Raw genomic sequence first — 23224 nt, 5'->3', positions numbered from 1 at the left:
TAGTTTTTTGTAAGTTTACAATCAACCAACAGCAATAATGTTACCTACTCAACTGTCACAGACTTAGCCAAGTTCCGTGGTTGGTCAACATCGGTACCTTTAATCAAGGCTACATGGTATGACAACAACTGCAATGGAATGGTGTAAATAAGCGGTGCCATAAACTCATCACAATGTGGTACTGGGATCACCTTCATAGTGTCATCAGACTCAAACTCGGCATCTTTATCGGCAAACACATACATTAATCCGCCACGGGCACGTACTTCTTCTACGTTTGATTTAAGTTTTTCAAGCAGTTCGTTGTTTGGTGCGACAACAATAACCGGCATATCAGCATCAATAAGTGCTAATGGGCCGTGCTTTAATTCACCTGAAGCATAGGCTTCTGCATGAATGTATGAAATTTCTTTCAGCTTTAGCGCGCCTTCCATTGCGATTGGGTATTGATCGCCACGGCCTAAAAATAATGCATGGTGCTTGTCGGCAAAATCTTCTGCTAGTTCAGCAATGGCATCATCTAAACCAAGGGCTTGCTCAACTTTAGCTGGCATAGATTGTAGGCTTTGAGTAATCGCCGCTTCCATTTCTTCGCTCATGCCGTTGTGACGACCAATAGCTGTAGTTAGCATTAATAAACCAGCCAATTGCACAGTGAAGGCTTTGGTTGAGGCGACGCCAATTTCAGCGCCCGCTTTCATCATGTACGCCATATCAGATTCACGTACTAATGATGAACCCGCTGAGTTACAAATGGTTAAGGTGGCTTTGTAGCCCATGTCTTTGGCTAAACGTAGTGCTGCTAGGGTGTCTGCGGTTTCACCTGATTGTGAAATCGTCACCAATAAGCTGTTAGGGAATAAGTGCGATTTGCGATAGCGGAACTCAGAGGCTATTTCAACATTACACGATACGCCAGCCCAGTCTTCTAACCAGTAGCGCGCCGCCATACCCGCATGGTAACTGGTACCACAGGCAATAATTTGAACGTGCTTAATATCTTTTAAAAACTCTGCGGCGTTTTCACCAAAGGCAGAATCTAATACTTTACCACCCGCAATACGGCCTTCTAAAGTATGGGCGATGGCAGTTGGCTGTTCGTAGATTTCTTTAAGCATGTAGTGACGGTATTCACCTTTATCACCGGCATCGTGGGTGACTTCTGATTCTTTCACTTCACGCTTAACTGGGTTGCCGTTAACATCAAAAATATTAACTTCACGGCGGGTAACTTCTGCGACATCACCTTCTTCTAAAAATGCGAATGAACGAGTAACAGGTAATAACGCCAGTTGATCAGATGCAACAAAGTTTTCGCCTAAACCAAAACCAATCACCAATGGGCTTCCGCTACGGGCAACAACCATACGCTCGCTGTCGCGACGATCGATAACCACTGTGCCGTAAGCACCTTCAAGTTGTTTAACTGTGGCTTGCACTGCGGCTAATAAATTATCAGCGGTTTTTAATTGATGGTGCACTAAGTGGCAAATCACCTCGGTATCTGTGTCTGATGCAAACACATAGCCTAAGCCTTTTAGTTTTTCACGTAGCTTGCTGTGGTTTTCAATTATACCGTTATGTACCACGGCGATATCACCTTCAGACACATGCGGGTGAGCATTACGCTCGCTTGGTTCACCGTGGGTTGCCCAGCGGGTGTGCGCAATACCCGTGCCACCAGCTAATGGTGTTTCATCTAATGCAGATGACAACTCTTGCACTTTACCTAAGCGACGTGTGCGACTTAGCATACCATTATGAATAACGGCTACACCTGCACTGTCGTAACCGCGATATTCTAGGCGGCGTAAACCTTCAACTAAAATTTCTGCAACATCTCTTTGCGCTACTGCGCCAACGATTCCACACATGATTTTTTACCTATTAAATGGTTTTAAATTGAATTTATGCAACGTAAGGCGCAAGTAACACTTTTACGCCCTGGTCGGTAATGGTTTGTAATGCCTCGGCTGAGATATGGTCATCGGTGACCAATACATTGATCTCGCTCCAAGGCAGTTCTAAATTTGGGATTCGGCGACCTATTTTTGATGACTCAAGGAGGACAATAACTTCGCGCGACATTTCGGCCATGACCTTACTCAGTCCGGTTAGCTCGTTGAATGTGGTGGTGCCACGCTCTAAATCTAATCCGTCTGCACCTATAAATAGCTGGTCAAAGTTATATGAACGCAATACTTGCTCGGCAACCTGGCCCTGGAAAGACTCTGAATGCGGGTCCCACGTACCACCGGTCATCAATAATGTCGGTTCGTTCTCAAGTTCATGAATCGCATTGGCTAGCTGTAATGAGTTAGTCATCACCACTAAACCTCGTAGACCATTAAGTTGCTGCACAATGCCTGTGGTTGTACTGCCACTGTCGATAATGATGCGGTTATGATCTTTAATCAGCGCTGCTGCAGTTTTGGCAATGGCTAATTTATTAGGGGCGATTTTGGCGCTAAATTGCTGAGTAACTTCATCAGGAACGGCTATAGCGCCACCGTAACGGCGTAATAATAGGCCTGTTTTTTCTAGGGTGGCCAGATCCTTTCGAATAGTCACTTCAGACGTTTCAAAACGTAACGACAATTCTTCAACACTGACTTCACCTTGCTGGTTTAGCAGGTTAATAATGCTGTGACGACGTTGTTGAGTATTACGTTTGTTCATATTGACGCTTATCTTTCACTTAAGTTACGAAACGAAAGATATTTTAGCAGCAAATGAAACATTTTCTAGTACTATTGAAAGATAAATAACAAAAAAGCAGCGGTAATCGCTGCTTTTTTTATCTATAACATCGACTATAGGCCAACCTCTAGAGTCGGTTGTCGAATGCAAGGGTTAAAACTTGGCTTCTAGCGCCAAATTCACATTACGCCCCTGACCCACGGTAACATCGGTTGTACCACCACCGCCAAGGTATTCTTTATCGAATAGGTTTCTGATGTTCATTCGTAAACTCACATCGCTCCCCATTACCGGCATAGTGTAAGCCGCACCTAAATCAACTGTAATATAATCATCTTTAGTGATGGTGTTTTGACTGTCGGCATAACGCTCGCCCACGTAGGTTGCGCCAAAGTTAAGGGCAAAGCTTTCTGTCATTTCATAACGTGTCCAAAGGTTTGCTGATAACTCAGGTGCATCTATCGGGGTCTTACCATTCAAGCTGTCAGAGGCTGGGCGTGAATACTCAGCATTTAAATACATCATTGACCCAGTGACAAACCACTTATCGGCAACTTGACCTTGAGCACCAATTTCAGCCCCTTTATGGCGCTGTTCGCCTTCTTGGGTAGTGATATAAGTTTTGCCATTAACGGGGGTTACTAATGTTTGTTGTACCGTAACATTAGATACCGTGATATCAAAAATAGCACCCGTTAACAGTAAACTGCCATCGTATAATTCCCATTTTGTCCCTAACTCATATTGGGTGCCGTATTCTGGTTCAAGATCCATCTTGTTATTGACGTCATCTTCATTATTAACCATCCCTTGTGGGCTAAAGCTTTGTGAATAATTAGCGTAAATACTGCCGTTTTTTGTTGGCGAGTAGATCACGCCAAACTTAGGTGAAACCGCATAGCTATTGTTACCCTCACCATCTTTTTTCTGTTCATCATAGCGAGTACCCACTAACGCCTGCCATGAATCATTAAAGCTAATTAAGTCTTGTAGATAAAAGCCGTAATGCTTGTAATCAGATTCATACTTAGTAGTATCACGGTGATAATCTAACCCCGGATTAACGACAGGTACACCAGGCATAACATGCTGATTTCTAGGGCCTGAATCTTTTAACTGGCCATAGTAGTACTTCAATAAATTGCCGCCTAATAGCAATTGATGATCAATACCTGCTGTATTAAATTGGCTGGTAAAATCCATATAGGCCGTTTCATGTTGCCAGTCATCATAGCGATCAAATGGACTGATAAAGTAACCTTGGGTTAATGGATCTTCATAGCACACATTTTGTTTGTTGCTGTCTTTACCACAACGATTAGGTAAGGTATCTAAACGCTGACGATTAAATTGCTGGTGGTTATAACCGGTTTTAACCTGCATATTATCGTTAATATGGTAAGTTAAATCGCCACCTTTATTGGTGATAGTATTATCGGTAAATGCCCATGGCATATCCCATATTAAATCTCGGCCTCCTACCAGTTCACCCGCATTATTTAACCAACCACCACGGTCGATGCCGGTTTTATCTTGGGTATGGTCGTATTTGAGTGACAACAATAAATCGTCAGTAATATCGTATTCAAGGTTAATAAAGCCTAACCAGCGATCGCGTTCTTGATTATTTTCATCAACGCCCATAGTGTTGGCATAGGTACGCCAGTATTGTGAATCCTGTTTAACCAACACAGCACGGTAACGCAGAGTTTGTGCATCATTGATACTGCCACCCGCGTCAGCTTGAAATCGTGTCGAGCCTTGATCATCGGTATCAAAACCTAGCTCAAATTGAGTATCGTATGTTGGCTTTTTGGTCACCATATTAATCAAACCACCGGGGCCTGATTGACCATACAACATACTAGATGGGCCTTTTAACACTTCAACCTGTTGTAATGTTTCTATTGGCTGAACATAGTGAGACCACTGCTGGTGGCCATTGATAAGATAACTCGACCCAGAGTCAAGCTCAAACCCACGTAAACTAAAGACCTGGCGGTTCCATTTTTCACTGCCGGCAGTCACACTTGAATCATTGACCAATACTTCAGATAAATTTTTAGCAAGTTGTTCATCGGTAACAAAGTCAGGAATAATTGCCACTGACTGGGGGGTATCCATTAAATCAATGTTACCGCGCATCGCACCTGAGGCTGTACCGACTTTATAATGATTAAACTGTCTGCCGGTGACTTCTATTCGCTCAATACTTTTATGTGTAGCCGCGGCTTGATCTGGTGTGACTTGTAATGACGTAGATGTTTCAGCTTGCACTGAATACGATAATAATCCTGTTGTTACAGCGATAGCTACTGCCGAAAGTTTAGTTAACATTCATACCTCTATTAAGATGTTATACCGATTTAATGCGGGCATCTTAAATGAGAATGATTATTATTAAATAAAATTTACAGTATATTTACTCTATTTTGAGATGTTTTAATTGCCTAAAAAAAGCGATAAATGATGACATTTATCGCTTAGTGTCGAGTGTATCGCAGGCCTACTACCAGTAAGTCTAACGCAGATAACGTTGACAATAGCCGCTGAACAGAGATTAACTAGCCTTTGGCTACTTAGGCTGTTTAACTGGACGTTGCCAGCCAGCGATATGACGCTGTTTTACACGCGTGATAACTAACTCACCTTCGCCAACATCTTTAGCAATGGTTGAGCCTGCACCTAAAGTGGCATTTTTACCTATGGTAACCGGAGCGATTAACTGGGTATCACTTCCGACAAATACACCATCTTCGATAACAGTTAAAAACTTGTTAGCACCATCATAATTACACGTGATGGTTCCTGCACCAATATTCACGCCCGCACCTATTTGCGCATCGCCTAAATATGCTAAGTGGCCAGCTTTTGAACCAACGCCCAATACGGCTTTTTTCATTTCAACAAAATTACCGATATGCGCATCTTCTTTCAATTCAGCACCTGTACGTAAACGGGCAAATGGCCCCGCACTGGCAGATTTACCTAATTTAGCGCCTTCGATAATAGAATAAGGTTTAATTTCAGCGTTATCAGCAATCTCACAATCGATGAGAATAGCACCAGCACCAATAGTGACATTATTACCTAGGGTGACTTTACCCTGAATAATCACGTTAACGTCGATCATCACATCCATACCTACGCTTACGTCACCGCGAATATCTATTCTTGCTGGGTCGCGTAAGTTGGCGCCTTCTAGCATAAGCTTTTCAGCTGCGCGGGCTTGATAAGCACGCTCAAGTTGAGCGAGTTGCACGCGGTTATTAGCACCTTCCACCTCTATTGCTGACTGAGGTTGCGCGGTATTAATTTCAACACCATCGGCATGGGCCATAGCAATAATGTCGGTAAGATAATATTCGCCCTGGGCATTATTGTTTGATAAACGGTTAAGCCAAGCTTTTAGTTGCTTGCCAGGCACAGCCATTATGCCGGTGTTAACTTCTTTAATATTAAGCTGTTCTGGGTTGGCATCTTTTTGTTCAACAATACCAACCACTTTTCCTGCTTCACGCACAATGCGGCCATAACCTGTTGGGTTTGGTAAATTAACAGTAAGAATAGCTAAACCATTATCAGGACGTGCTTTTAATAATTCTTCTAAGGTACTTTGCTGAATAAGTGGTACATCACCATAAAGGATCAACACCGTATCATCATCACCAATATTGGGGTTCGCTTGTGCTACAGCGTGGCCTGTACCAAGCTGTTCGGCTTGTAATACCCAGTTTAAAGGTTGTTCACCCAGTGCGGCTTGTAGTTTATCGGCTCCGTAGCCATAAACCAATTGAATAGCCTGTGAGCCTAAAGAATTTGCCGTATCGATGACATGTTGCACCATACTTTTATGGGCGATTGGGTGTAACACTTTAGGAAGATCTGAGCGCATACGCGTTCCTTTGCCTGCAGCTAAGATCACAACATTTAACGACATGATTGATTCCTTCAAAATACCTAAAAGTAAAATTGGGGCTATTTTAGCTGAATCGCGCCATAAAGGGAAAACGGATCATTAATCAGAACTTATTCGGCGCAATAAAAAAGGCGACTCATAAATGAGTCGCCTTTTATTCAGCAAATAATCAACTTATCTGGTGATGTTTTTCTTGATGGTTTCAACAACTTTCAATTGCGCTATCGATTTAGCCAATTCAATGGTTGCCGCTTCATAATCGAAGTCTACACCTGCATTAGCAATTTTCTCTTCTGCATGGCGTTTAGCTTCTAAAGCTGCTTGTTCATCAATATCATCGGCACGCAATCCAACATCAGCAAGAACAGAAATTGAAGTAGGTTGAACTTCCAGGATTCCACCTGAAAGATACAATACTTCTTCACTGCCATCTTGCTTGACCATGCGCGCCATGCCAGGTTTGATTTTTGTTAGCAAAGGAGCATGATTAGGCATAATACCTAATTCACCTTCAGCGCCAGATACTTCAAAAAAAGTAACTTCGCCGTGGTACAAGCTTTTCTCTGCACTAACAATATCAAGTTTGACTGTCATGCCTGCCATTGAGCTCTCCTTAAAGAACTAAGCTTTACGGCCTAGTTATTTCTTTTTGTTAGCTTTTTCGACGGCTTCGTCTACTGAACCAACCATGTAGAACGCTTGCTCAGGGATGTGATCGAACTCACCTTCCAAGATACCCTTAAAGCCACGGATGGTGTCTTTAAGAGAAACGTACTTACCAGGAGAACCAGTAAAGACTTCTGCTACGAAGAAAGGTTGAGATAAGAAACGCTCAATCTTACGTGCGCGGAATACGGTTGTTTTATCATCATCTGATAATTCATCCATACCCAAAATAGCAATAATGTCTTTCAGCTCTTTGTAACGCTGTAATACAGTTTGTACACCGCTAGCAACGTCATAGTGCTCTTGACCAACAACTTGTGGATCTAACTGACGAGAAGTCGAATCCAATGGGTCAACCGCAGGGTAAATACCTAGCGATGCAATATTACGTGATAGTACAACAGTCGCATCTAAGTGAGCGAAGGTTGTAGCTGGTGACGGATCGGTTAAGTCATCCGCAGGTACATATACTGCTTGTACAGAAGTAATCGAACCAGACTTAGTTGAAGTGATACGTTCTTGAAGAACACCCATCTCTTCAGCTAGTGTTGGCTGATAACCTACCGCAGAAGGCATACGACCTAATAGTGCAGATACTTCAGTACCCGCTAAGGTATAACGGTAGATGTTGTCAACGAACAACAGTACGTCACGACCTTCGTCACGGAACTTCTCAGCGATACTCAGACCGGTTAACGCTACGCGCAAACGGTTACCTGGAGGCTCGTTCATCTGACCGTAAACCATGGCTACTTTATCAAGTACGCCTGAATCTTCCATCTCGTAGTAGAAGTCGTTACCCTCACGAGTACGCTCACCTACACCAGCGAATACAGAAAGACCCGAGTGAGCTTTAGCGATGTTGTTAATCAGTTCCATCATGTTAACTGTTTTACCAACACCCGCACCACCGAACAAACCAACTTTACCACCCTTAGCGAATGGACATACAAGGTCGATAACCTTAATACCCGTCTCTAAAAGCTCAGTTGTGTTTGATTGATCTTCGTATGAAGGAGCTGCACGGTGAATTTCATAACGCTCTTCTTCACCGATTGGACCCGCTTCATCAATTGGCTCACCTAATACGTTCATGATACGGCCAAGGGTTGCAACCCCAACCGGAACAGAAATTGGTGAACCTGAGTTTGCTACCTCTAGACCACGACGCAGACCATCAGAAGAACCCATAGCGATGGTACGAACAACACCACCACCTAGCTGCTGCTGAACTTCCAGCACCAAACCATTACAGGTACCTTCACCTGTGATCTTCAGAGCGTCATATACCTTGGGTACAGAATCTTGTGGAAACTCTACGTCCACAACCGCGCCAATTACTTGGACAACAGTACCTGTGCTCATGATTAATCCTCTAAACTTGAATTCGTTACCTAAAACCTAAACCGCTGCAGCGCCAGATACAATTTCCGACAGTTCTTGCGTAATAGCAGCCTGACGGGCCTTGTTATAAACTAACTGCAAATCGTCAATAAGTTCGCCTGCGTTGTCTGTAGCCGCTTTCATTGCCACCATACGGGCAGCTTGTTCTGAAGCGATATTTTCAACAACACCTTGATATACTTGTGATTCAATATAACGAGTTAATAGTGTTTCCAAAATTTCTTTTGGATCCGGCTCGTAGATATAATCCCAAGGATATTTAGCTACTTCTTCTTCCGATTTAGGCAAAGGTAGCAGTTGCTCGATCACAGGAGTCTGAGTCATTGTGTTAACAAATTTGTTGAACACAATAAACAGACGATCCAGTTTGCCTTCGTTGTAAGCTTTTAACATGACACGTACTGTGCCAATCAAATCAGCAAGTTTTGGCGCATCGCCTAAACCTGATGTATGGGCAGATATTTCACCGCCAAAGCTTTTGAAAAACTGTACTGAGCGAGAGCCAATTGGGCAAAACTCAATTTGCGCACCCTGCTTTTTCCATTCTTTCAGGTCTGTAACTACCTTTTTGAAAAGGTTAACGTTCAAACCACCACAAAGGCCACGGTCAGTTGACACAACAATGTAACCAACCCGCTTGGCATCTCGAACTTCTAACATTGGATGTTTGAATTCAAGTGTACCTTGCGCGACGTGACCGATCACCTTACGCATATTTTCTGCATATGGACGACTTGCTGCCATGCGGTCTTGCGCTTTACGCATTTTGCTAGCTGCAACCATTTCCATAGCTGAAGTGATCTTCTGAGTGTTTTTAACACTCGCGATCTTGGTTTTAATCTCTTTAGCGCCGGCCATCTCTACTCTCCAATCTGGGACCTGAGGTGCCCATGGGCACCCCGTTCATTGTTACCAGGTTTGGGTTTCAATGAACTTGTCCATGCCTGCCTTCAACTCACCTTCGATATCAGCGTTATAATCGCCAGTAGCGTTGATGGTGTTCATTAGGTCAGCATGTTGACTGTTCATGTATGAAAGCAGAGCGGCTTCAAAGCGACCGACTTCATTTAAAGCAACACCTTTCAAGTAGCCTTTTTCTGCAGAGAAAATAGATACTGATTGGTCAGCAACGCTCATTGGAGCATATTGCTTTTGCTTCATTAATTCGGTTACACGCTCACCATGCTCAAGCTGAGCACGTGTTGCATCATCTAAATCAGATGCGAACTGTGAGAACGCTGCAAGCTCTCGATACTGTGCAAGTGCGGTACGGATACCACCAGACAGTTTCTTGATGATCTTAGTCTGCGCTGCACCACCAACACGAGAAACAGAAATACCTGGGTTAACCGCTGGACGTAAGCCCGAGTTAAATAGGTCAGTTTCAAGGAAGATCTGACCATCGGTAATCGAAATTACGTTAGTCGGTACGAACGCTGATACGTCACCAGCTTGGGTTTCAATAATAGGTAAAGCGGTTAAAGAACCGGTTTTGCCTGTTACTGCACCTTTAGTGAACTTTTCTACGTAGTTCTCGTTTACGCGTGAAGCACGCTCTAATAAACGAGAGTGTAGATAAAATACGTCACCTGGGTATGCTTCACGTCCTGGTGGACGCTTCAATAGCAATGAAATTTGACGGTAAGCAACAGCTTGCTTAGACAAATCATCATATACGATTAAAGAATCTTCACCGCGGTCACGGAAGTATTCACCCATAGAACAACCAGAATATGGCGCTAAGAATTGTAATGCTGCAGCTTCAGAAGCTGATGCTACTACAACGATAGTGTTAGCTAATGCACCATGTTCTTCTAGCTTGCGTACAACGTTAGCAATGGTAGAAGCTTTTTGGCCTACCGCTACGTATACACATTTAATGCCAGAATCTTTCTGGTTAATAATGGCATCGATTGCCAAAGCTGTTTTACCAGTTTGACGGTCACCGATGACCAATTCACGTTGTCCACGACCAATAGGGATCATAGAGTCAACGGCTTTATAACCGGTTTGAACTGGTTGTGATACTGACTTACGTTCAATAACACCAGGAGCAATTACTTCAACAGGAGAGAAACCATCATTTTCGATAGGTCCTTTTCCGTCAATAGGCTCACCTAGAGTGTTAACAACGCGGCCAAGTAGACCACGACCGACTGGTACTTCAAGAATACGACCAGTTGTTCTTACTTTTGCGCCTTCAGCTAAATTAGCATAAGGGCCCATTACTACGGCACCGACAGAATCACGTTCTAAGTTCAACGCGATTGCAAAACGGCCACCAGGCAGTTCGATCATTTCACCTTGCATTACATCGGCTAGGCCGTTAATGCGAATGATGCCGTCACTTACTGCAACGATAGTACCTTCGTTGCGAGCTTCACTAACGACGTCGAACTGCTCGATCCGCTGCTTAATCAGATCGCTGATTTCAGTGGAATTCAGTTGCATGCTCAAACTCCCAATTACGACTGCAGCTTGTCAGACAAACGCGATAACTTACCGCTTACCGAGCCATCAATGACTAGGTCGCCTGATTTAATTATCACACCGCCAATTAGCGATGGATCAATGCTGCAATTCAGCTTAACTTTGCGTGCGAGACGTTTCTCTAAAGAAACACTAATTTGCTGTTGTTGCTCTGCGCTTAGCTCAGTAGCAGAAACCACATCAGCTTCTACTTCTTTGGCCCACTCATTGCGGTATTCAGCAAAAAGTAGAGACACTGTAGGCAGTATCCCTAAACGACCGTTTTCAGCCATTACCTTTATCAGGTTTTGACCTTGCTCGTTGACTTGCTCACCACATACTTTGATAAATAGTGAAGCAAGTTCTGCACTCGCTAGAGTGCCATTCAGCAATGGTTTCATTGATTCATTTTCAGTAACCAATGACGCGAAAGTTAGCATTTCTGTCCAACTTTCTACTGCTTTATGTTCAACTGCAAAATCAAAAGCTGCCTTTGCGTAAGGGCGAGCGATGGTGCTTAATTCAGCCATTACTCAACTCCCTTATCAAATTTCAGCAACAAGTTTATTAACTATGTCACTGTGGGCGGCTGGGTCAATCGAACGCTCAAGAATCTTCTCTGCGCCAATGATGGCTAGAGCAGCAACTTGCTTACGCAAGTCATCTTTTACGCGATTACGTTCGTTCTCAATTTCTGCTTTACCCTGAGCGACAATTTTAGCCCGCTCAGCATCTGCTTCAGCTTTTGCTTCTTCAACGATTTGAGCTTTGCGCTTGTTAGCTTGCTCAATAATTTCGTTAGCAGTTGCTTTAGCGTCTTTAAGTTGCTCAGTGGCTTTCGCTTGAGCTAACTCTAGATCTTTTGCAGCACGGCCGGCATCAGCCAGACCATCAGCAATCTTCTTTTGGCGCTCTTCGATTGCATTCATCAACGGCGGCCATACAAACTTCATGCAGAACCACACAAAGAGCGCAAAAGATATTGCTTGGCCTAGCAGGGTAGCGTTAATACTCATAACGTCAACTCCTTACAGGGTGCTAGATTAGCCAAGTTGAGCTAAGAATGGGTTCGCGAATACGAAGAATAATGCAACACCAACTGCAATCATAGAGATCGCATCTAGTAGACCCGCTACGATGAACATCTTAGTTTGTAACGCTGGCGCTAGCTCAGGTTGACGTGCAGAAGCTTCTAAGAACTTACCACCTAAGATTGCGAAGCCGATAGCAGTACCTAATGCAGCTAGGCCAATCATGATAGCAACAGCGATTGCCGTAAAACCAATTACAGTTTCCATTTTATCTCCGATAAATATCTAATTATCAATTTCTAAATTAATGTTCTTCATGAGCCATGCTTAAATAAACAATCGTCAGCATCATGAAAATAAAGGCCTGCAGCACAATGACCAAAATATGGAATATCGCCCAAGGCACTGAAAGTGCGAACTGAGCCCACCAAGGCATAAGTGCAATCAGAATAAAAATCAACTCACCTGCATACAGGTTACCAAACAGACGAAGCGCCAATGAAATAGGCTTCGCAACCAAGGTAACTGTTTCCAATACTAAATTGACTGGAATCAATAACCAATGATTGAAAGGTTGTAATGTCAGTTCCTTAGTGAAACCGCCAATACCCTTAACCTTGATACTGTAAAAAACAATTAACACAAACACACTTAAGGACAAACCTAAAGTGACGTTTAAATCAGTTGTCGGAACAATTTTAAGGTAAGGAACACCTAATAATCTGTTTGCGGCTTCAGGTATAAAGTCAATAGGGACTAGGTCCATTAAGTTCATCAGGAAAATCCAGACGAAAATAGTTAAACCTAATGGTGCGATAACTGCATTACGACCATTGAATGAGTCTTTTGCAATTTTATCAACACCTTCCACACACATTTCAACAAAACATTGAAATTTGCCTGGTACACCCGTGGTTGCTTTTTTTCCTGCTTTGCGGAATAACCACAAAAACAAAACCCCAAGGCCTACTGAAAACAAAAGTGAGTCAATGTGCCAAGTCCAAAACCCGGCATCTTGACATGCATAGTTAAAAGCAACTCCGCCATCGGCAGAACACATTTTCGCATTAGTCAGGTGATGCTGGATATACCCGGAAGCAGTTAGTGCTTCACCAGTTGTCGCCATGATTAATCTCACTTAATTTTGCTTGAAGTATAAAGGGACTGCCCAAGGTACTAGTATTCCTAATGCGTAGGTTGCAAATAACGGTGCGAACACCATATCTAATAAACCAAAAGCAATAGCAAACAATACAATGGTAAGCAGCAACTTTACCGCTTCCCCCAGAAAAAACGACTGAACGACTTTTCCTGATGCACTTGCCCCTGCATGGGAAAAGGCTAGGGTTGCGAATACAAAATTAGGCAATACAGCAATAACACCTCCTGCAAAAGCAGAAAGTCCATACTGAAAGCCCCACAGAGCGAAAAGTAAAATTGAAGTTACCCCAACTATCGCCGCCTGAATTACCACTAGTTTATAAGCTGATGATCGGCCACGACGCGCTAAAACATTACTCAATTTTCTCTCTCCGCATTCGTGCTTTTTGCGCGCATAAGTCTAGTTTAACTTTATTAACCCAGCCTTAACTTACAAAAAGCCTGCAAAGTATACCTTTTCGCGCTTTGTTTGCAACTTTGATGAGTGTAAAACAGCTATTTTAAAGGTGATTTGCGTCTAGAACTGCGAAAACAAAAATTATAGCTGTGTCACAAACTTACTGATGAAATGAAATTTTGTTAAAATTTAGTGAATTTTATTCAGAATACCGTCTAATTCAGCGAGGTTTTGGTAATTAATTACAATTTTCCCTTTGCCTTTAGCGCCATGATTAATGGCAACTTTAGCCCCTAATTTCTCAATTAACTGTTGCTCCAAGCGGCTTACATCGTGATCTTTAGTTGGAGTTTCAGGGGTTTTAGCCGGATTTAATGCTTTACTGACTAATCGTTCCGTTTCTCGAACAGTCATTTCTTTTGATGCAACTAATCTAGCCAGATTAGTTTGCTCATCACCTTCAATAGCCAACAATGCCCGCGCATGTCCCATATCAATATCACCATATTCTAATAAACGTTTTACGGGCTCATTTAAGCTATTTAAACGTAATAAATTAGAGACTGATGCACGTGATTTACCGACTGCATCGGCAACTTGTTGATGGGTTAACTCAAACTCGGTTAATAGCCGCTGTAATGCAATCGCTTCTTCCATTGCATTAAGATCTTCACGTTGAATATTTTCAATCAAGGCTATTGCCACTGCAGCATCATCGGCAACCTGTTTAACCAAACAAGGTACTTTATTTAGTTTAGCAAGTTGAGCTGCTCGCCAACGACGTTCGCCAGCAATAATTTCATATTTAAACTCTGACACTTTTCGCACAACAATTGGTTGAATAATCCCCTGTGAGCGAATTGATTCAGCTAATTCTTCTAATGCCTCTGGTGACATATCCTTACGCGGTTGATATTTGCCAGGTTGCAATAGGTCTAAATCGAGATGAATTAACTCATTGTCAGTTGTATTTTCAGATTGCTGAATATCAGATTTTCGACTTGCTGCATTGCTATGGCTCAGTAAGGCATCCAGTCCTTTACCTAAACCGCGTTTTTTTACCGTCATTGTTTAAATCCTACGCTTCTTTAATGGGTGTTTGCTGTTCTGCGCGGCGAATAATTTCACCCGCTAAAGCCAAATATGCCTTTGCGCCGGCACTGCTTTTATCATAATACATGGCAGGTGCACCAAAACTTGGCGCTTCAGCTAAACGAATATTTCTTGGGATCACGGTGCGATATACTTTCTCACCAAAATGCTGTTTTAATTGATCAGATACATCATTTGATAATCGATTACGCGGATCATACATGGTGCGTAAGATCCCTTCGATTGTTAGCGTTGGATTAACCATAGCGCCCAGTTTGGTTATTGTATCAATCAAGGCTGTAAGACCTTCCAATGCATAATATTCACATTGCATAGGCACGAGTACAGAATCAGCTGCGGACATGGCATTTACCGTCAGCATGTTTAGTGAAGGTGGGCAATCAATGAAAATATAATCGTATTGATCTCTGATTGGGGCCAATGCGTTACGTAAACGGATCTCACGGGCATAGAATTCCATCAATTTGATCTCTGCGGCAGTAACATCACCATTGCCAGCAATCAGATCATATTTACCCGCAGTATTTTTGATCACTATCTCTTCGAACGGTTTTTCTTCAACCAATAATTCATAGGCGGTATTTTCGACTTCGTATTTATCGACACCACTGCCCATAGTGGCATTGCCTTGTGGATCTAAATCAATCAACAACACTTTACGCTTAGTGGCGGCAAGTGATGCGGCTAAATTTACGCAAGTTGTTGTTTTTCCTACGCCACCTTTTTGGTTGGCTACGGCAATGATTTTACCCACAATGTCATCCTGTTTATAATTATTGATGTCCGGTATACGTATATCTGCTAGTGAGTATTACACTTTTACCAATTTTAATAAATGTCGCTGTTCATCAAGCTTTGGTACTTCTAAGGTGATGGTATCAACAAGTTTAAACTCTGCTGGTATCGCGGCTATTTCAGCAGCAGTTAACTGACCTTTTAAGGCATAAAATAAACCATTTTCTTTAGGTAAGTGGTGACACCAATTCAACATGTCAGCAATAGATGCGAAAGCTCTACTTAATACACCATCAAATTTTTGTTCGGGTTGATAAGCTTCAACTCGACTTTCTATCGAGGTAAAGTTATGAATTTTTAATTCAAACTGCACCTGTTTTTGAAAACGGATCCGTTTACCTAAACTGTCTAGTAATACAAATTCTTTATCAGGATTTAAAATAGCTAATGGAATACCTGGTAATCCAGGACCCGTGCCAACATCAATAAAACGCTGACCTTCAAGATAAGGTGATACGACCAAACTGTCCATCACATGACGGATTAACATTTGTTCAGGTGAGCGAACTGAGGTTAAATTGTACGCTTTATTCCATTTGTTAAGCATTTCAACAAAGCCAACAAGTTGTTTTTGCTGTAATTCAGTTGCTGAAATGTCCATTTCAGCTAAATAATCACTAAGTTGAGCAGCTAACACAGATAATGCCTCTTTAATTTAAACCAATAAGCTTCGGTATTATGAAGCCGTAAAAGCACTAAGGGAAGCCTTATGGCTCCCCTTATTATTGAGTTTGATCAGTTTGTTTGATTTTATGCCGTTTTTCTTAATAAACCGCGTTTTTTCAAATGGACTAACAAAATTGAGATCGCAGCAGGTGTAATACCTGAAATTCGAGACGCTTGGCCAACGGTATCAGGTTTATGATTATTCAATTTAGCGATCACTTCATTTGATAACCCTGGCACTTCTTGGTAATCAAGATCCAAAGGTAGTAATGAGTTTTCATGACGAATGGCTTTATCAACTTCATCCTGTTGACGTTGAATATAACCAGAATATTTTACCTGAATTTGTACCTGTTCAGCCGCACGAGGGTCCTCTAATCCAGGGCCAAAACCTGCTAAAGACATTAACTTTGGATAATCCATTTCAGGACGACGCAGCAAATCTTCAAATTTAGCTTCCCGTGATATTGGAGTATTTAAATGTGGATTTAATACATCAAGTAACGGTGAATTTGGGTGAACCCATTGGCTGCGTAAACGTTGTAATTCTAATTCGATCGACTCACGTTTTTCAGAGAATTTAGCCCAACGATCGTCATCAACTAAACCCAGTTCACGACCTTTTTCAGTTAAACGTAAATCGGCATTATCTTCACGTAATAACAAACGATATTCGGCACGGCTAGTGAACATTCTGTACGGTTCTTTGGTACCTAAAGTTGATAAATCATCAACTAAAACACCAAGATAAGCCTCATCACGACGTGGACACCAGCTGTCTTTACCTTGCACTTGTAAGCTTGCGTTCATTCCTGCTAGTAATCCTTGTGCACCCGCTTCTTCATAACCGGTTGTACCATTGATTTGTCCAGCAAAAAACAATCCATTGATCGCTTTGGTTTCTAATGAGTTTTTAAGATCTCGTGGATCAAAGTAATCATATTCAATGGCATAGCCTGGACGAACGATCTCGGCATTTTCCATCCCCTTGATCGAACGAACTAAATTCAACTGAACATCAAACGGTAAACTGGTCGAAATACCGTTTGGATAAATTTCGTTGGTTGTTAATCCCTCAGGTTCAATAAATATCTGATGAGAGGATTTGTCTGCAAAGCGGTGTATTTTATCTTCAATTGATGGGCAGTATCTTGGACCGATTCCTTCAATAACACCAGAGTACATCGGACTTCTGTCTAATCCTCCACGAATAATATCGTGGGTTTTTTCGTTAGTATGAGTGATGTAACAAGAAATTTGTTTTGGATGTTGACTGACATCGCCCAAAAATGACATTACCGGCAATGGCGTATCACCTTTTTGCTCTGTCATTTGGTCAAAATCGATGGTATTAGCATCAATACGTGGCGGGGTACCTGTTTTTAACCGGCCAACACGTATTGGTAATTCACGTAAGCGATTTGCTAATGCGATAGCCGGTGGATCACCAGCTCGACCGCCGCTGTAATTTTGTAATCCAATGTGAATTTTACCGCTTAAAAATGTTCCGGTCGTTAATACTACAGCTGGGGCCTCAAATGCTAATCCCATTTGGGTAACAACACCAATAACTTTATTATTTTCAACAACTAAGTCATCTACTGCCTGTTGAAATATACGTAAGTTAACTTGGTTTTGAAGAATTTGTTGTATCTTTTGTCGATATAAAGCGCGATCAGCTTGAGCGCGAGTGGCTCGCACCGCTGGGCCTTTGCTTGAATTTAATGTTCTAAATTGAATGCCAGCGTAGTCAGTTGCAATAGCCATTGAGCCGCCTAGGGCGTCAATTTCTTTAACTAAATGACCTTTACCGATCCCACCAATGGCTGGATTACAGGACATTTGTCCTAAAGTATCGATATTGTGTGTCAGCAATAAAGTTTTAGATCCCATTCTTGCTGCAGCAAGTGCCGCTTCAGTTCCGGCATGACCACCACCTACAACAATTACATCAAACCGTTCATGAAAATGCATCTTGGACCTACGTTAGCTAATTTTATTTATTAAAAAATAAATGGAGTAAAAAGATTATTCAGTTTGAGTCGAGGATCAGCCGAGTTCAAATTGAGCGGATCATTTTAGCATTTGCAGGGCTGATCATGAAAGATCATTTTTGCTTGTTTGATCCAAAGAGGCTTGAGTAAAAGATCTTAAGATCTTTATATAGATCTTCTTATTATGTTTACTATTAGGATCGTCAATATCTGTGGGTAACGCTAATTTACATTAATTATTATAGCGTTATACGATCCTAATCCTGTGATCAGTTCGCGATCAAACCAGATATAACATGTGGGTAGATCGCATGGTTATCCACAGGGGGGATCTTAATCTAGATCGGGTGGTGAACAATACAGAGTTATGATCGCATAAAATAATAGCTTATCCACAAAGTTATAAATAAAAATGACATTTTGTGGATAAACTGGATCTAAAGTGTGGGTTAATGATCTTTTATCACTAAAGTTATTCTAGGCTTGATCTATATGATCTGCTCTTGCCATTCAGATAACCATGATAAAGCGGGCTCTTCAGGAATGGGATCGCGTTGTACATCAATTTGGATCTTATCCACAAATGCCTTTGCTCCAGCTTCTTCAAACAGGGAAATTAATTTTTCAGGCCCTTGGCAGAATGTATCGTAACTTGAATCTCCTATTGCACATAAAGCGTACTGATGCCGACTGAGATCTGGGTTTTCTAACATCAATTGTTTGTAAAAAGGCTGAATATTATCGGGTAGATCGCCAGCTCCATGGGTCGAACAGACTAAGATCCACAGTGAATAATCTGCTAATTCAGCCAAATTAGGGTCTAACATTACCCTTGTTTGATGACCTTTTGCTTCTAATTGGGCGGCAAGATCGTCAGCAATATACTCAGTTCCCCCCAATGTTGTGCCTACTAATAACGCTATATTTGCCATTCTTACTCCGAATATGTTGAAGATATTGAATTATTTTGCCCTATTACGACTAACTTTTCATTGCACCTTGTGCTGAGACTCAGTACTTTTAGTTTAATCAGTTTACAATTTAGCAACATTATTTATGACTTTAGTTGAATTTACTCAGCAACTTGCCGATATGGCTTGGGGCCCACATATGCTTATTCTACTTGTGGGGGGCGGAATATTCTTCCTGATTTACTCTCGTTTTGTACCTTTTCGTTATATTGGTCACGCCATTAATATTGTGCGGGGTAAATATCCTGATGATGGTGCCGAAGGTCACATTAGTCATGCTGGCGCACTATCAAGTGCTATGGCTGGCACCGTGGGGATGGGCAACATAGGTAGCGTGGCTGTGGCGATAATGGTCGGCGGGCCTGGTGCTATTTTTTGGATGTGGATTAGTGCAATAGTGGGCATGGCAACTAAGTTTTTTACCTGTACTTTAGCCATTATGTACCGTGGAAAAGATGAAAATGGTGATGTACAGGGGGGGCCTATGTACATTATTACCCAAGGATTGTCTAAAAAATGGCACTTTTTGGCAGTATTTTTTTGTGTTGTAGGCTTAGTTGGTAATTTCCCTTTATTTAACTCAAATCAATTAGTGCAGATTATTCGCGAATGGCTGATCGTGAAACCGGGTTATTTTCCGGCAGATCAATCTACGTTTATAGTGGATCTGGGGTTAGGGATCATTGTGATGCTGATTGTCGCGAGCGTGATTTTAGGTGGGATCAAACGCATTGCTACCGTGGCATCAAAAGTGGTGCCATTGATGATCTTCATTTATATGAGCTGTGCTTTTTATGTCATCGCGACCAATTTAGCTGATATACCGGGTTACTTTTCGCTTATTTTTACTGAAGCATTTTCACTAAACTCGGTTGGTGGTGGGATTTTAGGTACCATGTTAATTGGCATTCGTCGTGCTGCGTTTTCAAATGAAGCGGGTATAGGTACCGAGGTGATGGCCCATGGTTGTGCCAAAACCAATGAACCTGTTAAAGAAGGTTTAGTGGCTATGCTTGGCCCTGCTATTGACACTTTAATGGTGTGTACCGCCACGGCAATGATTATATTGATATCAGGTGTTTGGCAGGGGACTGAGGCTGAAGGGGTTAATTTATCGGCTCAGGCATTCAGTGTCACTATGCCTGGTGTTGGACCTTATTTACTGATTCTGTGCGTGGTATTTTTCAGTATAAGCACCATTTTTACCCAAGCTTTTTATGGTGGGCAATGTTTTGCATTTTTGTTTGGGCGCAGTAAGATTCGTTATTACCAATATTTTTATTTACTGGCCATTTTGTTTGCTGCTACCGCGAGTCTACAGGAAATCGTTAATATCATAGATGCGGCATACGCCTTGATGGCTATTCCTACAATGACATCAGCCATCATGTTAGCCCCGAAAGTGAAGGCTGCCTCCGTAAGTTATTTTGCGCGACTAAAATCTAATTAACTTCAGTCTCAAAGCATAAATGTTTAAAAAGGAATGCAGATGCATTCCTTTTTATTTTACTTATTTAAATATCATTACTCATGCGGTTATGAGTGTATTGATAGCTTTAGCGCTTAGCCAATTTAGCTAAAATGTTGTGCATGAAAACGCAGGTGTTCTTCTATAAAACTGGCTATAAAGTAATAGCTATGATCATAGCCTGGTTGCATGCGGAGAACTAAAGGGTAGCCCACTTCTTCCGCCGCTTGGGTTAGAGCTTGTGGCGCTAATTGTTCAACTAAAAAATTATCACTGTCGCCTTGATCTACCAGCGCTGGTATAAACGATTGTGGATCAGTGAGCTTTTTCAACAATTCACAACTGTCATATTCAAACCATGTTTGTGTGTTAACACCTAAATAACCCTTGAATGCTTTTTTACCCCAAGGGCTGTTCATTGGATTACAAATTGGGCTAAAAGCCGACACACTGGTGTATTTTTGAAGGTTTTTAAAGGCTATCGATAACGCCCCATGGCCGCCCATAGAATGACCACTGATTGCCCGTTGCTTGGTTACCGGAAAATGAGTTTCAATGATTGCGGGCAATTCGTTAACGACATAATCATACATTTTATAATGTGCATTGAAGGGCGCTTGAGTGGCATTGAGATAAAAGCCTGCACCTAAGCCAAAGTCATAAGCACCATTGTTATCATCGGCAACGTTTTCACCTCTTGGGCTGGTATCTGGACATACAATTGCCATCCCCAACATCGCAGCAAGTTTTAAAGCCCCAGCTTTTTGCATAAAGTTTTCATCTGTGCAGGTTAGCCCCGAAAGCCAATACAGCACAGGCACGTTTTGTTGTTCTGCTTGAGGTGGTAAGAAAATAGCAAATCGCATCTGACACTGGGTGCTAGTAGACTGATGGCTAAACTGTTTATGCCAACCATTAAACACTTTGGTTGAACTGACTTGTTCGATAGACATCTTGGTTCCTTTGTCTTGATCTATGAAGGTTTAGAGTCTGTTGGCCTTTGTAGATAGAATGTTTAGGCTAAAAACGCATTACACTTTGTTGAGTGAATTGTACTTAGATTACTTGGCAGCCGTTCACTCGCCATGCTTAATTCGTGTTTATCTTGAACAAAACTCCACCAGTAAAGTTCTACAGACCTTAATAACATTTGATTCATCGATAAATTCCCCTCAGCTCACATAAGTTGCTGAGGGGAAGTGCAAATGCCTGTAGTGATTATTTATTGAAGTGAATGACGCTTCGAATACTTTCACCTTTATGCATTAACTCAAATGCATCATTGATACCTTCTAGCCCCATGGTATGGGTGATGAAATGATCCAGTTTAAAATCGCCATTGAGATATTGCTCAACAATGCCGGGTAATTGACTGCGACCTTTGACGCCACCAAATGCGGTGCCTTTCCACACTCTGCCTGTTACTAATTGGAATGGTCGGGTTGAAATTTCTTGGCCAGCACCTGCTACACCTATGATAATAGATTCGCCCCAACCTTTATGACAACATTCTAAAGCACTGCGCATAACGTTGACATTACCGATACATTCGAATGAAAAATCCACACCTCCATCAGTCATTTCGACAATAACTTCCTGAATAGGCTTATCAAAGTTTTTTGGGTTAATACAATCTGTCGCACCCAGTTTTTTGGCTAATTCAAATTTAGATTCGTTTAAATCAATGCCGATAATACGCGATGCTCCGGCCATTGTTGCACCAATAATAGCCGATAAACCAATACCGCCTAAACCAAAGATAGCCACAGTATCGCCAGGTTGTACTTTTGCGGTATTCAGCACCGCTCCCATGCCGGTGGTCACGCCACAACCCAGTAAGCAAACCTCTTCTAATGGGGCATCTTTATTGACTTTAGCTAATGATATTTCAGGCAATACCGTAAATTCAGAAAAGGTCGAACAACCCATATAATGGAAAATAGGTTGGCCATCTTTATAAAAACGCGTAGTACCATCAGGCATTAAGCCTTTACCTTGGGTTTCACGTACAGCACTACACAGGTTGGTTTTGCCCGAAGTACAGAATTTACATTTGCCACATTCAGCGGTGTAAAGCGGAATAACATGATCACCTACTTTTACGCTAGTAACACCTTCACCTACCATATGAACAATCCCGCCACCTTCATGACCAAGAATGGCAGGAAAAACCCCTTCTGGATCATCGCCAGATAAGGTAAATGCGTCGGTATGACAAACACCTGAAGCCACAATTTTCACCATCACTTCGCCTGCTTTTGGATACATGACATCGACTTCTTCAATTTTTAATGCTTGTCCGGGACCCCAGGCAACAGCGGCTTTTGATTTGATAAATTGTGCTGACATGTGTTTATTCCTTTATCGATATAGAGTGTTGTTTGGCATGCTTTGATTTGACCATGTTGTAAAACATTAACCAGTAGCCTAATAGATGAAAATAAATATCTACACAGTGTAGATGATAAAG

Annotated in this window: 21 protein-coding genes; 1 reads left to right on the top strand and 20 read right to left on the bottom strand. The window is 42.0% G+C overall.

Annotated features, from left to right (window positions below; genetic code table 11):
• Window positions 1–44: 44 nt before the first annotated feature.
• The 18 genes from glmS to mioC all read right to left on the bottom strand — a co-directional run bounded on the left by glmS (window position 45) and on the right by mioC (window position 19247).
• Window positions 45–1874 carry a glutamine--fructose-6-phosphate transaminase (isomerizing) gene (gene glmS, locus ORI98_RS13745; protein WP_306135577.1) on the bottom strand — a complete coding sequence of 610 codons (1830 nt, stop codon included), beginning with the start codon at window positions 1872–1874 and terminating at the stop codon, window positions 45–47.
• 34 nt (window positions 1875–1908) lie between these two features.
• Window positions 1909–2679 carry a DeoR/GlpR family DNA-binding transcription regulator gene (locus ORI98_RS13740; RefSeq protein ID WP_261299143.1) on the bottom strand — a complete coding sequence of 257 codons (771 nt, stop codon included), beginning with the start codon at window positions 2677–2679 and terminating at the stop codon, window positions 1909–1911.
• Window positions 2680–2853: 174 nt separating this feature from the next.
• On the bottom strand, window positions 2854–5037 hold the full coding sequence (locus ORI98_RS13735) for a TonB-dependent siderophore receptor (RefSeq protein ID WP_306135576.1): 2184 nt from the start codon (window positions 5035–5037) through the stop codon (window positions 2854–2856).
• 238 nt (window positions 5038–5275) lie between these two features.
• Complete coding sequence (gene glmU / locus ORI98_RS13730) at window positions 5276–6640, bottom strand: bifunctional UDP-N-acetylglucosamine diphosphorylase/glucosamine-1-phosphate N-acetyltransferase GlmU (RefSeq protein ID WP_261299145.1); 1365 nt, start codon at window positions 6638–6640, stop codon at window positions 5276–5278.
• A 153-nt stretch (window positions 6641–6793) separates the two neighbouring features.
• Window positions 6794–7222 carry a F0F1 ATP synthase subunit epsilon gene (locus ORI98_RS13725; RefSeq protein WP_261299146.1) on the bottom strand — a complete coding sequence of 143 codons (429 nt, stop codon included), beginning with the start codon at window positions 7220–7222 and terminating at the stop codon, window positions 6794–6796.
• Between the two features lie 36 nt (window positions 7223–7258).
• Window positions 7259–8650, bottom strand: coding sequence for a F0F1 ATP synthase subunit beta (atpD, locus tag ORI98_RS13720; RefSeq protein ID WP_306135575.1), 1392 nt, complete (start codon window positions 8648–8650; stop codon window positions 7259–7261).
• Window positions 8651–8686: 36 nt separating this feature from the next.
• Window positions 8687–9547, bottom strand: coding sequence for a F0F1 ATP synthase subunit gamma (gene atpG, locus ORI98_RS13715; protein WP_261299148.1), 861 nt, complete (start codon window positions 9545–9547; stop codon window positions 8687–8689).
• Window positions 9548–9598: 51 nt separating this feature from the next.
• A complete protein-coding gene (atpA, locus tag ORI98_RS13710) occupies window positions 9599–11140 on the bottom strand; it encodes a F0F1 ATP synthase subunit alpha (RefSeq protein WP_261299149.1) in 1542 nt (513 codons plus the stop codon).
• A gap of 14 nt (window positions 11141–11154) precedes the next feature.
• Window positions 11155–11688, bottom strand: coding sequence for a F0F1 ATP synthase subunit delta (gene atpH / locus ORI98_RS13705; protein WP_188843209.1), 534 nt, complete (start codon window positions 11686–11688; stop codon window positions 11155–11157).
• Window positions 11689–11703: 15 nt separating this feature from the next.
• A complete protein-coding gene (atpF, locus tag ORI98_RS13700; RefSeq protein ID WP_188843211.1) occupies window positions 11704–12174 on the bottom strand; it encodes a F0F1 ATP synthase subunit B in 471 nt (156 codons plus the stop codon).
• 27 nt (window positions 12175–12201) lie between these two features.
• Complete coding sequence (gene atpE, locus ORI98_RS13695; protein WP_188843213.1) at window positions 12202–12456, bottom strand: F0F1 ATP synthase subunit C; 255 nt, start codon at window positions 12454–12456, stop codon at window positions 12202–12204.
• A 37-nt stretch (window positions 12457–12493) separates the two neighbouring features.
• A complete protein-coding gene (atpB, locus tag ORI98_RS13690; protein ID WP_261299150.1) occupies window positions 12494–13315 on the bottom strand; it encodes a F0F1 ATP synthase subunit A in 822 nt (273 codons plus the stop codon).
• A 12-nt stretch (window positions 13316–13327) separates the two neighbouring features.
• The gene (locus tag ORI98_RS13685) at window positions 13328–13711 is read right to left on the bottom strand and encodes an ATP synthase subunit I (protein WP_261299151.1); all 384 of its coding nucleotides are present in this window, start codon (window positions 13709–13711) and stop codon (window positions 13328–13330) included.
• Between the two features lie 225 nt (window positions 13712–13936).
• The gene (locus ORI98_RS13680) at window positions 13937–14815 is read right to left on the bottom strand and encodes a ParB/RepB/Spo0J family partition protein (protein WP_306135574.1); all 879 of its coding nucleotides are present in this window, start codon (window positions 14813–14815) and stop codon (window positions 13937–13939) included.
• Between the two features lie 10 nt (window positions 14816–14825).
• Window positions 14826–15614 carry a ParA family protein gene (locus tag ORI98_RS13675; RefSeq protein ID WP_261299153.1) on the bottom strand — a complete coding sequence of 263 codons (789 nt, stop codon included), beginning with the start codon at window positions 15612–15614 and terminating at the stop codon, window positions 14826–14828.
• A gap of 57 nt (window positions 15615–15671) precedes the next feature.
• A complete protein-coding gene (gene rsmG / locus ORI98_RS13670; RefSeq protein WP_306135573.1) occupies window positions 15672–16292 on the bottom strand; it encodes a 16S rRNA (guanine(527)-N(7))-methyltransferase RsmG in 621 nt (206 codons plus the stop codon).
• A gap of 113 nt (window positions 16293–16405) precedes the next feature.
• Window positions 16406–18295: a tRNA uridine-5-carboxymethylaminomethyl(34) synthesis enzyme MnmG gene (mnmG, locus tag ORI98_RS13665; protein ID WP_306135572.1), complete on the bottom strand. Its 1890-nt coding sequence runs from the start codon at window positions 18293–18295 to the stop codon at window positions 16406–16408.
• A 508-nt stretch (window positions 18296–18803) separates the two neighbouring features.
• Window positions 18804–19247 (bottom strand): FMN-binding protein MioC, encoded by a 444-nt coding sequence (mioC, locus tag ORI98_RS13660; protein ID WP_306135571.1) that lies wholly within the window; start codon window positions 19245–19247, stop codon window positions 18804–18806.
• Between the two features lie 124 nt (window positions 19248–19371).
• On the opposite strand from mioC, the gene ORI98_RS13655 reads away from it, so the two are divergent.
• On the top strand, window positions 19372–20736 hold the full coding sequence (locus ORI98_RS13655) for a sodium:alanine symporter family protein (protein ID WP_306135570.1): 1365 nt from the start codon (window positions 19372–19374) through the stop codon (window positions 20734–20736).
• 122 nt (window positions 20737–20858) lie between these two features.
• On the opposite strand, the gene fghA is transcribed toward ORI98_RS13655, so the two are convergent.
• Window positions 20859–21707, bottom strand: coding sequence for an S-formylglutathione hydrolase (fghA, locus tag ORI98_RS13650; protein WP_306135569.1), 849 nt, complete (start codon window positions 21705–21707; stop codon window positions 20859–20861).
• A gap of 265 nt (window positions 21708–21972) precedes the next feature.
• Window positions 21973–23103, bottom strand: coding sequence for an S-(hydroxymethyl)glutathione dehydrogenase/class III alcohol dehydrogenase (locus ORI98_RS13645; RefSeq protein ID WP_306135568.1), 1131 nt, complete (start codon window positions 23101–23103; stop codon window positions 21973–21975).
• Between the last annotated feature and the right edge of the window lie 121 nt (window positions 23104–23224).

Source organism: Shewanella sp. ULN5 (assembly GCF_030731885.1).
Classification (GTDB): Bacteria; Pseudomonadota; Gammaproteobacteria; order Enterobacterales; family Shewanellaceae; genus Shewanella; species Shewanella holmiensis.
Note: the sequence above shows the minus strand (reverse complement) of the source record. Positions and strands in the feature narration are given on the sequence as shown.